General features: G+C 70.2%; 12 protein-coding genes. 10 read left to right on the top strand and 2 right to left on the bottom strand.

What is annotated here, in order from left to right:
• The first annotated feature begins 21 nt into the window (after window positions 1–21).
• The 7 genes from AB0C78_RS45745 to AB0C78_RS45715 all read left to right on the top strand — a co-directional run bounded on the left by AB0C78_RS45745 (window position 22) and on the right by AB0C78_RS45715 (window position 8,258).
• On the top strand, window positions 22–780 hold the full coding sequence (locus tag AB0C78_RS45745; RefSeq protein ID WP_360761090.1) for an SDR family NAD(P)-dependent oxidoreductase: 759 nt from the start codon (window positions 22–24) through the stop codon (window positions 778–780).
• Window positions 781–867: 87 nt separating this feature from the next.
• Entirely contained in the window at window positions 868–2,349 is a 1,482-nt protein-coding gene (locus AB0C78_RS45740) for an FCD domain-containing protein (protein WP_360761088.1), read from the top strand.
• 149 nt (window positions 2,350–2,498) lie between these two features.
• Window positions 2,499–3,074, top strand: coding sequence for a TetR/AcrR family transcriptional regulator (locus AB0C78_RS45735; RefSeq protein WP_360761086.1), 576 nt, complete (start codon window positions 2,499–2,501; stop codon window positions 3,072–3,074).
• Window positions 3,075–3,225: 151 nt separating this feature from the next.
• A complete protein-coding gene (locus tag AB0C78_RS45730) occupies window positions 3,226–5,718 on the top strand; it encodes a CoA transferase (protein ID WP_360761084.1) in 2,493 nt (830 codons plus the stop codon).
• 338 nt (window positions 5,719–6,056) lie between these two features.
• Window positions 6,057–6,905: a DUF2889 domain-containing protein gene (locus AB0C78_RS45725; RefSeq protein WP_360761082.1), complete on the top strand. Its 849-nt coding sequence runs from the start codon at window positions 6,057–6,059 to the stop codon at window positions 6,903–6,905.
• Entirely contained in the window at window positions 6,902–8,047 is a 1,146-nt protein-coding gene (locus AB0C78_RS45720; RefSeq protein WP_360761081.1) for an amidohydrolase family protein, read from the top strand. The genes AB0C78_RS45725 and AB0C78_RS45720 overlap by 4 nt, the downstream gene beginning before the upstream one ends.
• 4 nt (window positions 8,048–8,051) lie before the next feature.
• A complete protein-coding gene (locus AB0C78_RS45715; RefSeq protein ID WP_360761079.1) occupies window positions 8,052–8,258 on the top strand; it encodes a hypothetical protein in 207 nt (68 codons plus the stop codon).
• A gap of 85 nt (window positions 8,259–8,343) precedes the next feature.
• On the opposite strand, the gene AB0C78_RS45710 is transcribed toward AB0C78_RS45715, so the two are convergent.
• Entirely contained in the window at window positions 8,344–9,861 is a 1,518-nt protein-coding gene (locus AB0C78_RS45710) for a long-chain fatty acid--CoA ligase (protein WP_360761077.1), read from the bottom strand.
• A 75-nt stretch (window positions 9,862–9,936) separates the two neighbouring features.
• Window positions 9,937–10,245, bottom strand: a complete 309-nt coding sequence (locus tag AB0C78_RS45705; RefSeq protein ID WP_360761075.1) for a hypothetical protein — start codon at window positions 10,243–10,245, stop codon at window positions 9,937–9,939.
• A gap of 250 nt (window positions 10,246–10,495) precedes the next feature.
• Between AB0C78_RS45705 and AB0C78_RS45700 the strand changes: the two genes are divergently transcribed.
• The 3 genes from AB0C78_RS45700 to AB0C78_RS45690 are packed head-to-tail and all read left to right on the top strand — an operon-like array spanning window position 10,496 to window position 12,743.
• Complete coding sequence (locus AB0C78_RS45700) at window positions 10,496–11,689, top strand: acetyl-CoA acetyltransferase (RefSeq protein WP_360761073.1); 1,194 nt, start codon at window positions 10,496–10,498, stop codon at window positions 11,687–11,689.
• A gap of 5 nt (window positions 11,690–11,694) precedes the next feature.
• Window positions 11,695–12,132 carry a Zn-ribbon domain-containing OB-fold protein gene (locus AB0C78_RS45695; protein WP_360761071.1) on the top strand — a complete coding sequence of 146 codons (438 nt, stop codon included), beginning with the start codon at window positions 11,695–11,697 and terminating at the stop codon, window positions 12,130–12,132.
• Window positions 12,129–12,743: a PaaI family thioesterase gene (locus AB0C78_RS45690; protein WP_360761069.1), complete on the top strand. Its 615-nt coding sequence runs from the start codon at window positions 12,129–12,131 to the stop codon at window positions 12,741–12,743. Before AB0C78_RS45695 ends, AB0C78_RS45690 begins: the two co-directional genes overlap by 4 nt.
• The last annotated feature ends 133 nt before the right edge of the window (window positions 12,744–12,876 follow it).

The raw sequence follows: 12,876 nt of genomic DNA, 5'->3' as shown, positions 1-12,876 counted from the left end.
GCCGGTTGAGGAGGAGAAGCAATGGAGATCAACGGCAAGAAGGCCATCGTGGTCGGCGGAGCGTCCGGCATGGGGCGGGCGTCGGCGGAACTCCTCGCGCGACGCGGCGCGAAGGTGGCGATCCTGGACCGTCCGGGATCGGAGGGCGAGAAGGTGGCCGCGCAGCTGGGCGGGCCGTTCCACCCGGTCGACATCACCGACTTCGAAGCCGCCGAGACCGCGATCAACGCCACGGTCGAGGACCTCGGCGGGGTGCACATCAGTGTCACCACGGCGGGCGGCGGTATCGCCAAGCGGACGCTGGGCAAGGAAGGGCCGCACGATCTTGAGAGCTTCCGGGGGGTCATCGACCTGAACCTGGTCGCCACCTTCAACATCTCCCGGCTGATGGCCGCGCACATGAGCGCCAACGAGCCGGAGGACGAGGAGCGCGGCGTGATCGTCAACACGGCGTCCATCGCCGCGTTCGAAGGGCAGATCGGCCAGGTCGCCTATACCGCCGCCAAGGCCGGGATCGCTGGCATGTGCCTCACCATGGCCCGCGACCTGGGCTCGCTCGGCATCCGGGTCCTCGCCATCGCGCCGAGCCTCTTCGCGACGGGCATCACGTCCAAGATCCCGGACGACTTCGCCAAGGCGCTGACCAAGGACGCCGCGTTCCCCAAGCGGATGGGCCGCCCGGAGGAGTACGCCAAGCTGGTGCTCTCGATCGTCGACAACCAGATGCTGAACGGGCAGTGCCTGCGGCTGGACGCCGGCCAGCGCTTCGCTCCGCGCTGACGCCCGGCCTACCGGCGCTTCGTGGCGTCCTCCTGATCGACTAAACTGAGGATACTCATCCCCGATCTGCGAGGAGCTCCCCGCCACATGACGACGCCTGCTGCGGGCCTCTCGCCAGTGGGCGACGCCGGGACCGCATCCGACCAGGACTCCCGATCCGGCGCGCGCGGCGGATCGCTCGGCGCACAGATCGCCCGGCGGATCGAAGACGAGATCGTCTCGGTCGGCTGGCCGGTCGGCCGCAACCTCGGGTCCGAGCAGGACCTGCAGGAACGGTACGGCGTGAGCCGGGCCGTCCTGCGAGAGGCCCTGCGCCTGGTGGAGCATCATCAGGTGGCCCGAATGCGTCGCGGTCCCGGCGGGGGCCTGTTCGTGACGGCGCCCGACGCGGCGCCCGCCACTCGCGCGATGGTCATCTATCTCGACTATGTAGGCACCAGTGTCGACGACCTGATGGGCGCACGGCTGTTGCTGGAGCCGCCCGCCGCGGAGCTGGCGGCCGAACGTCTCACCGAGGACGGAGTCCGGCGGCTGCGGGACCTCTTGGAGGAGGAGGCACGACGGCGCGAAGAGCCGGGCATCTGGTCCCAGGACGCGCTGCATCTCGCGCTCGGGGAGCTGTCTGGCAATCCGGTGCTCCGGGCGTTCATCGACATCCTCACGCGCCTGACGACCCGCTACGCGCACACCGCGACGCACATACCGAAGACAGAGGCGGTGCGCAGCAAGGAGTCCGCCGGGCGCCACCATACGGCGATCGTTGAGGCCGTCATCTCCGGCGGCACCGGACGGGCAGGGGCGCTGATCGCAGAGCACCTAACCGCGACGGCCGACTGGCTGAGGACGCACCGGAACGGCGACCCGGACGACCGGATAGCGCCGCAGCTGATCGAGGCGCCTGACGGCAAACTCGGCGAGATGGTGGCCTCCCGGATTCATCATGAGATCGCCGCCGGCGGCTGGCCGATCGGCGAGGCACTCGGCTCGGAGGCGGAGTTGCTCGCGCGTCACGGCGTCAGCCGGGCGGTGCTCCGCGAGGCCGTCCGCCTGCTCGAGTACCACGGCGTCGCCCGCATGCGCAGAGGTCCCGGCGGCGGCCTGCTGGTCACCGCCCCGGACCCGAGCGCCAGCATCGAGACGATGGCGCTGTATCTCGACTACCAGCGCGCCGGAGTGACGAACCTGCTGTCGGTCCGTGAAGCGATCGAGCTCGGGTCGCTCGGCCCGGTCATCGGGCGCCGCGACGAGCCGGGCGTCTCCGCGCGCCTGCGGAACGCCGTGAAGGTGATCTGGCCCGACGACGGTCGCGGAGCACCGCAGGACCCCTTCCATCGGGAGCTGGCGCTGCTGGCGGGCAACCCCGTCCTGGTGCTGTTCCTGCGCGTCCTCACCGAGTTGTGGACACGGCACGCCAGCACCCAGACACCGCCGTTGCCGGGCGCCGAGACGGCGGTGGAGGTCGAGCGGGTCCACCAGGGCATCCTGGAGGCGATCCTCGCGGGTGACGAGAGCCTCGCCCGCTACCGTATGCGCCGTCACCTCGCCATCCTCAACGAATGGTGGCACTGATCTTGCCCGTGCCCGTCGCTCCGCGCCGCCCCGCCGGCGTGTCCCTGCCTGGATAGGCTGTGTCCAGGAGCCACAGACCGCCGCATGCGCTGTCCGGGCCGCGAGACATTGGGAGGACCGTGCCGGTGCAAGGTCAGGCCGCGGAGAGGGTGCGCATCATCGACGCCGCTTACCGTTGCCTGGCCGAGGCGGAGGGCGCACCGGTGTCCATCACGGAGATCCTCGCCGCCGCCGGGCTGTCGACGCGTGCCTTCTACCGGCATTTCGAGTCGAAGGACGCCCTGTTCCTGGCCATGTTCCGCCGGGACGGCATCCGGGTGATGGCGGAGTTGCGCTCGCTCACCTCTACCGCGAACAGCCCGGCCGAGGCCCTCGGGGCCCTGGTCAACGGGATGCTGCACATCACCGCCGACAACCGTCGGCGCAGGCGCGTGCTGGCGCTCAGCTCGGGTGAGGCGACTCGGGCACGCGGCTACGCCGAGGAGCGCGCCCGGGCGCTCGCCGAGCAGGAGGAGCTCATCGTCGAGATCCTGCAGGCCGGGCAGGCGGACGGCTCGTTCCCCTGGACCGACCCGGAACCCGACGCACGTTCCATCCGCGCCGTTCTGGGCCAGGCCTTCGAGGACCAGATGACCGGGGCCGCGCGTGACGACGCGGCGACCGTCGCCGCGCAGATCACCGGTTTCGCGCTGCGTGCGCTCGGCGCAGAGCGCCCGGCGAACTAGGACCCCGTTCCCAGCGCGGAGCGGACACCCCTCACCATCCGGGCTTATTCAGTGCAATCTTTTGTGTCCGGTGTGTTGCCCGGCTCACAGCTCCCTACGTATCGTACCGAGTTAAAGAATATAGATTCTTGCTCTTCATGGAGGTGGCACGGTGGGCGAAGGTCCTGCGGCGAACACAGTGGCCGGGCACGAGCGACACCAGGGCGGTCCGCTCGCCGGGATCACGGTCGTCGACCTGTCGAGCACGTTTCCCGGCGCGCAGGCGACGCAGTTCCTCGCTGACGCGGGCGCGGACGTCGTCCAGGTCGAGCCGCCCGGCGGCAGCCCGCTGCGCGACCGGGCCGCCTGGCCGGCCTTGGCCCGCGGGAAGCGGAGCATCAGCCTGGACCTGCATGCCGAGGCCGACCGAGCGACGTTGGACGCCCTGATCACCACCGCCGACGTACTCGTCATGACCCTCCGGCCACAGGCGGCCGCCCGGCTACGCCTCGCCCCGGCCGACCTCGCCGCCCTCAACCCGCACCTGGTCAGCGCGGCCATCACCGGGTTCGGCACGTCCGGTCCCTGGGCCCGCCTCAAGGGCTACGAAGGCATGGTGATGGCCAAGCTCGGCATGTTCCAAACGAAGAGCCGGATGGTCACACGACCCGGACCGGCTTTCGTGTCCGTCCCGTATGCGGGATGGGGCGCCTCACAGACCGCGGTCCACGGCATTCTCACCGCGCTCTTCGAACGCGCGTCGAGCGGCCGCGGCCAGCACGTCGAGGCGGACATGGTCCGCGGCGTCACCGCCCTCGACACCTGGACATGGTTCACCGAGATGGTCGGGCTCCGCTGGCCCGACGCCTACCAGAACGTCGAGGCGTTCACCGAGGACGGTGAACCGCAAGCGCCGCTGGTCTACCCGCTGCTCATCGCACCGACCAAGGACGGCCACTGGCTGCAGTTCGCGCAGACGGCCCCCCGACTGTTCGCCGCCATGCTCAAGGAGTTCGGCCTGACGGAGATGCTGGCGGATCCGAAGTGGAAGGGGCTTCCGATCCTGGAGACCCAGGAGCTGCGAACCGAGCTCTGGGAAATCATGATCAAGAAGGTTCAGGAGCGGACGCTCGCCGAGTGGCAGCAGGTCTTCGACACCAACCCCGACATCATGGCCGAGGTGTTCCGGGCCGGTCCGGACGTGCTGAACCATCCGCAACTGGACCACGACCGGCGGGTGGCCGAGGCCGACGACCCGGAGTTCGGCCGGGTCGTCCAGCCGTCCACGCTCGTGCACGAGAACGAGATGCCGCTCAGTGCGCCCCGTCCCGCACCACGGCCGGACGAGCACGGCGACGAGCTGCGACGGACCGCGGCGGCCGCGTCGCCCGCGGCCGTCCCACCGGCCGCCCCACCGGCGGCACTCCCGGCACTCCCGGCACTCCCGCTCGATGGCCTCACGATCCTGGAGCTCGGCACGATGTTCGCCGGGCCGTACGGGGCGACGGTCCTCACCGACTTCGGCGCCCGCGTGATCAAGGTCGAGGCGAAGGAGGGCGACGGCATCCGCAACATCGGTCCGTTCCCGGAGTCCGGCGGCGCGAAGGTGCTGCAGGGCAAGGAGAGCGTCGCGGTGGACCTCACGACGGAGGAAGGGTTGCGCATCGTCCGAGAGCTGGCAGCCAAAGCGGATGTGGTCCTGCAGAGTTTCCGTGCCGGCGCGGCCGAGCGCGCGGGCGTGGACGCCGACGCGCTGCGCAAGGTCAACCCGGACCTGATCTACGTCAACGCCCCTGGTTACGGGACCGGCGGCCCCTCCGGCAAGCGGCCCGCATACGCCCCCTCCATCGGCGCCGCTTTCGGGCTGGCCCTCACCGACGCACCGGACGCCGCGCACGCGACGGACTCCATGGAGGAGATCAAGGCTGGAGCCATGCGCCTGCAGACCGCGACGGCGGTGCCGACCATGCAGGCCGACGGGATCGCCGCCCTCGGCGTCGCCTCCACGATTCTGCTCGGCGTACTGGCGCGGCGGCTCGGGCGGCCGATGGGGCCGCTGACCGCCACCATGGTCGGCAGCGCGACGCACGCGATCCTGGAGCAGGTCGTCGACTACCGCGGGCGTCGCCCGGCGCCGGCACCGGATCCGGACGGGCACGGATTCAGCGCGCTCTACCGGATGTACAAGGCCTCCGAGGGCTGGGTGTTCCTCGCGGCTCCCGAGCCTCGGGAATGGAAGCCCCTGACGGTAGCGCTCTCCGGGGAGGCCGCTCTCGCGGGCGAACGCTTCGCGACACCGGAGGCGCGGCGCAGAAACGACGAGGCCCTGGCGCGGACGCTGGCCGGGGTGTTCTCCCGGCGGCCTGCCGGCGAGTGGGAGGCCGTCCTCACCAAGGCCGACGTCGGGTGCGTGCAGGTGACCGAACGGCTTCCGGAACTGCTCCTGCAGACCGACGAGGCGCTCGCGGCGGAGTACTGCGTCACGGCGACCAACGCGATCTTCGATGAGCATCTGCGGATGGGGCCGCTCGTGCGCTTCTCGCGTTCGGCGACCAGGGCCGAGGGGGGGTGCTCGGTCGGCGAGCACACCGATGCCGTGTTGAGCGAGCTCGGCTACGACGAGAGCGCCATCGCCGCCCTGCGCGAACGCGGCGTCATCGGCTGACGCCAATTAGATCATCTTGACAAAGCAGACATCCATGCGCTAGGACTGAAAAAGCCGTTTTCACCCAGGCATGGACACACCGGGCCGACTCTCCTCTGGCCCGCCTTCTTGGAGCAGCGATGACCCTCACGCCGGCGGCGCGCACCCTGCACCCGCGTCACGGGCTGCACGAGCCCACCTCGGGCACGCCCACGCGGCTTCCCGGCTCGGTGCGCCGGACCAGTACCGTCGACATGCTCCGACCAGACGGCCTGGATGGCCCGTTGATCCTGGCAGGCCGAGGGCGCGACCTACTGACAGACGCGGCGGGTGAGGCCAACACCGTGTCGGAGGCGGGCATGCGCGCCGTCGTGGACTTCGTCGGCGGACGATTCGTACGGGAGTTGAGCACCGATCCCGTCCGCCCGCTGGACGCCTTGATCGGCGTCCGGGCGAGCTCGGGGTTCCGGGGCCGGCTGGACGAGGCCGATCCGCACCTCGCCGGAGAGCACGATCTGCTCTACCTACTGCTGGACGAGGTCCCGGTCACCACGCTGATCTCGGGGCAGGCGGTCAGCGCCGGGACCTCCGAGCAGGGGATGAAGGCGGAAATGGCGCGGCAGGGCACCATGCCGGGCCGGGCCGGCCGCCCGGGGTTCGTCGCCGGCCTCTGTGCCGGCTTCGCCACCGGTGGGACGATCATGAACGGGATCGAGGCGACCGGACTGCCGCCGACCGTGACCGGCCCCACGGCACCCTCCCTCGTAGCCGGGGACGACCCCGACGCCTGGCACGAGACGGCTCCCCTGCCACCGCACGCTATGCGCCGCGCCCGCCGGATCGACGTTGTTCCCGGCGAACACGCGAGCGTGGACGCGTTCTTCCGCGACTCCTACGTCCTGCCGGACGGTCTTGAGACCGTCATCCACGAGTACACCCTGACCGCCGACATCCAGGGCGGGGTCCTCACACGGTGCGAGGCCCGCGCCCGCGTCCTGCCGTGGGTGGAATGCCCGGCCGCCGTGGCGAGCGCCTCTCGGCTGGCCGGCGTTTCCCTCACCGGACTGCGCAAGCACGTCCGCGACCGGTTCACCGGCACCACGACCTGCACGCACCTCAACGACATGCTGCGCGCCCTGGAGGACGTACCCGCTCTCCTGGACCGCGCAGTGAACCGAAACCACGACAACGAACGGAGGACCCGATGAGCGACACGCAGAAGATCTGGGCGAACTCGGGCGACTCGCATTTCCTCGAGCCGGACGAGCTGTGGCGTGAGTCGCTGCCCCCGCGGCTCGCCGAGCTGGTGCCGCGGACGGAGAAGGACCCCGACGGGCAGTGGGAGACCGTCCACATCGACGGGATGTCGTTCCGCCGCAAGCTGCCGACCGGCAAGACGCTCGAGTTCATCGAGGCGTCGCACCGTGCGCCCGGGGCGGCCGACATCACCAAGCGGCTACCGGACCTGGACCAGGAGGGCATCTGGTCGGAGCTGGTGTTCCCCTCGCTGGGCATGTGGAGCAGTTCCTTCCGGACTCCGGAGGTGCTCCGGGAGGCTCTGCGCGTGTCCAACGACTGGGCCTACGAGACGATCGACAAGTACTCGCCCCGGCTGATCAGCACCGCCCAGGTGTCCACGCTCGACATCGACGACGCGGTCACCGAGCTGAAGCGGTGCGCGGAGATGGGCTTCCGGGCGGTCTTCATGCCGGTCAGCCCGCACCCGCAGCAGAAGGACTACAACCAGGACGTTTGGGAGCCCTTCTGGGCGACCGCCGAGGAAGCCGGGATCGTGCTGGCGTTCCACATCGGCACCGACCCCATCGACCTGTCGAGCGGCGGCATGGCCGGCCAGGTCTACCGGGGTCCAGGTGGCGCTGTCCTCAACTACACCGAGACGACGTTCGGCGGGCAGCGCGCCGTGGTGAAGATGGTCGCCTCCGGTGCCCTGGACCGGCACCCGAACCTGAAGGTGCTGATCTCCGAGGGCGGTGCGACGTGGGTGCCGTTCATCGCCGACCGGATCGAGGAGGGCTACCGCCAGCACGCGATGGCGGTGCGCCCCAAGCTGAAGCGCTCACCGCGAGAGATCATCTACTCGCAGGTGTACGCCTCCTTCCAGCACGACGCCACAGCGGTCGCCGCCGCCCAGTCGATGGGCTACAACAACGTCATGTGGGGCAGCGACTACCCCCACATGGAGGGCACCTACGGCCACACCCAGGAGACCCTCCACGGCCTGTTCGACGACGTGGCCCCTGCACTGAAGCACCGGATCACCGTCGGCGCCTTCACCGAGCTCTTCCCGGGCGTGCCGCCGCTGCCGACGGCCGACGCGGTGGCGGTGTAGTCCGATGAGCGGCAACGTCATGCACGACTCGCCCACCGAGTTCCTCCACGACGTGGCGAGTGAGGACGGACGGTGCGTCGCCCAGTCCGTCATCCCCGTGGGCGACGGGAGCTACCGCTGCGCGTGCTCGTGCGGCCGGTGGGACGTCATCGCACCTGGCCGTGCCGAAGGGCTGCGGCTGGCCCGCGTCCACACCGGCACCGAAGTGTGATGGGCGGCCTTCCGGCATGGTGAGCAAGGAAACGGCCCCCGAGACCGCGATGGTCTCGGGGGCCGTTTCGTTCTCTCGCCGGCGTTCAGGCCGTCTGCCGGCCGGCCGCCGTGAGACCGGCGACCACGTCCCGCTTGACGATCTTTCCGGTGGGGGTCCGGGGCAGCTCGGCCCAGAGTGCGATCCGGTCCGGAGTACGCGACCCGCGCAGCCTCTCGCGTGCGTACGCGCGCAGGGTCTCGCCGTCCAGATCGGCGCCCGGGAGCGGCACGACGACCGCCTCGACGCGCTGGCCCCACTCCTCGTCCGGGACGCCGACCACGGCGGCGTCCGCGACTCCTGGATGGCGCAGCAGCACGTCCTCGATCTCGGCCGGTGCGATGTTCTCCGCGCCGCGGATGATCGTGTCGTCGACCCTGCCCTCCACGAAAAGGTAGCCGTCCTCGTCCAGCCGGCCCCAGTCGCGGGTGTCGAAGAATCCGCGCTCGTCGACGGCGGGCCCGGATCCGGCGTACTCCCCCGACACCTGCTCGCCGCGCACGTAGATCCGTCCGCCCTCACCCGCCGGGACGGGCCGGCCCGCCTCGTCGCGGATCTCCACCTCGACCGACGGGACGGGCCGTCCGGCCGATGCGAGCCTCGCCCGGACCAGCGGGTCGTCCGACGTGATCGCGGCTCGGTGGTCCTCGGGTCCCAGGATCGCGATCGTGGAACTGGTCTCCGTCAACCCGTAGGCGTTGACGAAGTCGATGTGCGGCCACTCCTTCAGGGCCCGCTCGATGACGCGCGGTGTCATCTTCGCCCCGCCGTAGGCGAGCGCGCGGAGGCTGGGCACGGAGCGGTCTATGCCGTCGGCGTCCACGATGCGAGCGAGCATGGTCGGAACCACCATCGCGTTGGTCACCGACTCAGCGCGCACCAGGTCGAGCCAGCCCTCCGGGGTGAAGTTCCGGAGGGTCAGGAACCGGCGTCCCGCGTACAGGTTGGTGAGCACGTTGGACACGGCCGCGATGTGGTACGGGGGGACGCTCATCAGCGATGCCTCGTCGTCGCCGGCCGCTGCGAACTCGACTGTCCCGAGCACGTACGACACCAGATTGCGGTGGTGCAGCAGGACGCCCTTGGGCGCGGACGTGGTCCCGCTCGTGTAGATGATGACGGCGGGCGCCTCAGGTGCGTCATGGGCGTCGTCCTGGTCGCCGATGCCCTTCTCAGCGGACTCGGCGGCCTCAAGGATGAAGTCCTCCGGCGTCCGGACGGACAGTCCTGCGCGGACCAGCGCCTCGCCCTGCGCCTCGTCGGCGATGCCGTACGCGTTCGGGTGATTGGCGAGGAGGGCCGCCAATTGCTCGGCACCGAGCCGGTAGTTCACCGGGACGAGCGGAACGCCCGCTCGCGCCGCGGTGAACATCGCCAGCGGAAACGCGGGGCCGTTCACCGCGAGGTAGACGACGGCCTCGGCCCCGGCGGCGCGCACCTGTGCAGCGGCCGCCGCCGAGAGGTCTCGCAGCCGCGCCGCGGTGAGCCCGTCCTCTCGCGAGCCGATCACCGTCCGGTCGCCGAATCCGTCCGCCGCCATGTCCAGCAGCATCGTCAGGTTCATCGCATGCTCCACTCGCCGATCGGGGACTGGTCCGCCGGCGCGGTCCCGGCCCCGAGCTCAGAATCGGTAACGGGCTCAGTCGGAGGCGGGCAGCGGCTTGGCGCCCTGGAGGACCAGCGGCGTCCCGTTGGCGGCCACCGTCCCCTCACCGGGCTTGGTGCAGAGCAGCTCGATGCCGAGCGCCTCCGCGGCGTAGCGCTTGCCGAGCTGGGTCCCCTCGCGCGAATCCTCAGCGGGGACACCGGACGGGGCGGGCGCCTGCTTGGCATCGACCATCTCGACGCCACCGCAGGTCAGGGCCACTTCTTCGGCGGGGGCCCGGACGACGATCAACCTTGTCCCGTCCACGGTGCTGGCGACCTGCTGACCGGGGCGAAGCTTCATGGGTTTCCTCCACAGACGTACGCGCCCCCGCCCCGCCCTGACACGTCCGGGCAGGGCGGGGCGAGTACGGGGGTGGGCTCTCACTATAGGGCGGCCACCTTGAAAAGTGGAGAGATGAGTGTCTTCTTTTTGCTGATCTCGTCTTCCAGTGGGGCCAGTTTCACCTAGATGGTGCCATGAACGGTATAACGAATAGAGGCAACCGCCCCGTGCAGAGCACCGGCCGGTACACGGCACAGTGGAGGCATATGTGAGCCGCAACGCAACGCAGGTCGCGATCGTCGGAGTCGGCGCGACGCCGTACTACGCGCGCGGGCAGTCCGTGCCGCAGACGATCACGGAACTGGCCGGCAAGGCGATCCTCGCGGCCTGCGAGGACGCCGGTCTGTCGGTCAAGGACATCGACGGGTTCGCCTACTACTCGGGCGCCGGCGCTGGATACGGCTCCCAGATGGACACGGCGGAGTTCATGGAGACCCTCGGCATCCCCGAGGTCACCTTCAGCGCCGCCCTCACGTCCGGCGGCGGCGGCTCGGCCGGCTCGATCGGGCTCGCCCGCGCGGCGATCCTCGCCGGGGACGCCACCGTCGTCGTCACGGTGATGGCCCTGCAGCAGGCCAGGCAGCGGCTCGGCAGCGTGTTCGCCGCTGCGGCGCCGAGCCCCATCAACTCGTTCCTTCAGCCGTCCGGGCTCTCCGGCCCCGGTCACCTGATGTCGGTGCTCACCCGCCGCCACATGCACGACTACGGGACGCGCCGCGAGGCGTTCGCCGAGATCGCCATGTCGCAGCGGCAGAACGCGAGCAACCGGGAGACGGCCCTCAAGCGCGAGCCGATGACCCTGGACGACTACTTCAACGCCCGGATGATCGCCGAGCCACTGTGCCTGTTCGACTTCTGTCTGGAGACCGACGGCGCCGTCGCGGTGATCACAACGAGCCTGGACAAGGCGCGCGACCTCCGGCAGAAGCCCGTCCCGGTCATCGCCGCAGCCCACGGCGGCAACCGCGACTGGGGCCGGGCGTTCGGCTGGATGGGCATGCCCGGCGAGACGTTCGCCTCCTCCGGACACGCCCCCGTCGCCAAGCACCTGTACCAGCGCGCCGGCGTCGCGCCCGCCGACATCGACGTCGCGCTGCTCTACGACCACTTCTCGCCGATGGTCCTCATGCAGCTCGAGGACTACGGCTTCTGCAAGAAGGGCGAGGGCGGCGAGTTCGTCGAGAGCGGCGCGATCCGTTACAAGGGCGGCTCGATCCCGGTGAACACCCACGGCGGGCAGCTGTCGGAGGCGTACATCATCGGCATGACCCACATCCGCGAAGCCGTCGAGCAGATGCGCGGCACCGCCGTCAACCAGGTGGCCGACGCGGAGCTGGCGCTGGTCTCCGGCGGCCCCGCGGCGCTGCCGGTCAGCGGGCTCATCCTCGGCCGGGACGCATGAACAGCATGGGAGCGAACATGAAGGCACAGGCACTGCCGGCCGACCGAGTGCGGATCACGACCGATACCTCGACCGAACCGTTCTGGCAGGCGGCGAAGCAGGAGCGGCTGGTCGCACCCAAGTGCGCCGCCTGCGGAACGTTCCGGCTTCCTCCGACGCCGTTCTGCCCGGAATGCCAGTCGACCGAGGTGGACTGGACGGAGCTGTCCGGCCGCGCGACCGTGTTCAGCTTCTCGGTCGTCCATGGCTTCCCCGGCCTGCCCGACATCACCCTGGTCCCGGTCATCCTCGACCTGCCAGACGCCCCGGGCGCTCGCCTGGTCAGCAACGTCGTCGATGTCGAGCCGGAGAAGGTCGAGATCGGCATGGAGCTCGAAGTCCTGTTCTCACCGATCTCCGACGGCTGGCTGCTGCCGCTGTTCCGTCCCGTGGCGCGCGGATGAGCCGTTACACCACCGGCGGCTGGGGAGCCGGGAACGGCGACGACTCCGCTCCCGGCGGGCCCGAATTCGCCGGGATGATCGAGTCGCTGCGCCTGCTTCAGGACCGGATCACCGGCGCGGCTCCGCCGCCGGAACTGCTCAAAGAGATGACCCGGGCCTTCGAGGACCTGGCGGTGGAACTGGGGCTGTACGCCGTCTCCGAGCGGGAGCAGATCGCCGGCCACCGTATCGACCTCCCCGGGCGGGGCCAAGCGCTTGTTCCGGCGTTCCGGGTCGACGAGTCCGACGATGAGCATGTCCGTGGAAGTGTCCGGTTCGGCCGCTACTACCTCGGCGGCAACGGGGCCGCGCATGGCGGGGCGATCCCGTTGGTGTTCGACGAGATGCTCGGAAGACTGGCCAACGCGGGCGGACGTCCCATCTCCCGCACCGCCTACCTTCGCGTCGACTACCGCAGCATCACCCCCCTGGATCGCGATCTGCGCGCCGAGGCGTGGTTCGATCGCGAGGAGGGTCGCAAGCGCTTCCTCAAGGGTGCCATTTTCGACGGCGAGACCCTCTGCGCCGAGGCGGAGGGCCTGTTCGTGGCGCTCAACCCCGGACAGCCCTGACAGGCGACGCAGTAGAGCCGGCGGCCGGGGTTGACCGGGGCCCCCGGAAGTTTGGGGGGGGGGGCCATGGCCAATTATATGGTTTTAAACAACCCCGAAGGTGCCCTTGGATTGGCCGGCCGGGGGAAACAGT

This window comes from Actinomadura sp. NPDC048394 (assembly GCF_040651755.1).
GTDB lineage: Bacteria > Actinomycetota > Actinomycetes > Streptosporangiales > Streptosporangiaceae > Spirillospora > Spirillospora montaniterrae.
Note: the sequence above shows the minus strand (reverse complement) of the source record. Positions and strands in the feature narration are given on the sequence as shown.

What these genes read in the sequence shown, in the direction of transcription:
- AB0C78_RS45745 (WP_360761090.1), top strand. Translation starts at nt 22, where the DNA reads ATGGAGATCAACGGCAAGAAGGCCATCGTGGTCGGCGGAGCGTCCGGC.
- AB0C78_RS45740 (WP_360761088.1), top strand. Translation starts at nt 868, where the DNA reads ATGACGACGCCTGCTGCGGGCCTCTCGCCAGTGGGCGACGCCGGGACC.
- AB0C78_RS45725 (WP_360761082.1), top strand. Translation starts at nt 6,057, where the DNA reads ATGCGCGCCGTCGTGGACTTCGTCGGCGGACGATTCGTACGGGAGTTG.
- AB0C78_RS45720 (WP_360761081.1), top strand. Translation starts at nt 6,902, where the DNA reads ATGAGCGACACGCAGAAGATCTGGGCGAACTCGGGCGACTCGCATTTC.
- AB0C78_RS45715 (WP_360761079.1), top strand. Translation starts at nt 8,052, where the DNA reads ATGAGCGGCAACGTCATGCACGACTCGCCCACCGAGTTCCTCCACGAC.
- AB0C78_RS45710 (WP_360761077.1), bottom strand. Translation starts at nt 9,861, where the DNA reads ATGAACCTGACGATGCTGCTGGACATGGCGGCGGACGGATTCGGCGAC.
- AB0C78_RS45705 (WP_360761075.1), bottom strand. Translation starts at nt 10,245, where the DNA reads ATGAAGCTTCGCCCCGGTCAGCAGGTCGCCAGCACCGTGGACGGGACA.
- AB0C78_RS45695 (WP_360761071.1), top strand. Translation starts at nt 11,695, where the DNA reads ATGGGAGCGAACATGAAGGCACAGGCACTGCCGGCCGACCGAGTGCGG.
- AB0C78_RS45690 (WP_360761069.1), top strand. Translation starts at nt 12,129, where the DNA reads ATGAGCCGTTACACCACCGGCGGCTGGGGAGCCGGGAACGGCGACGAC.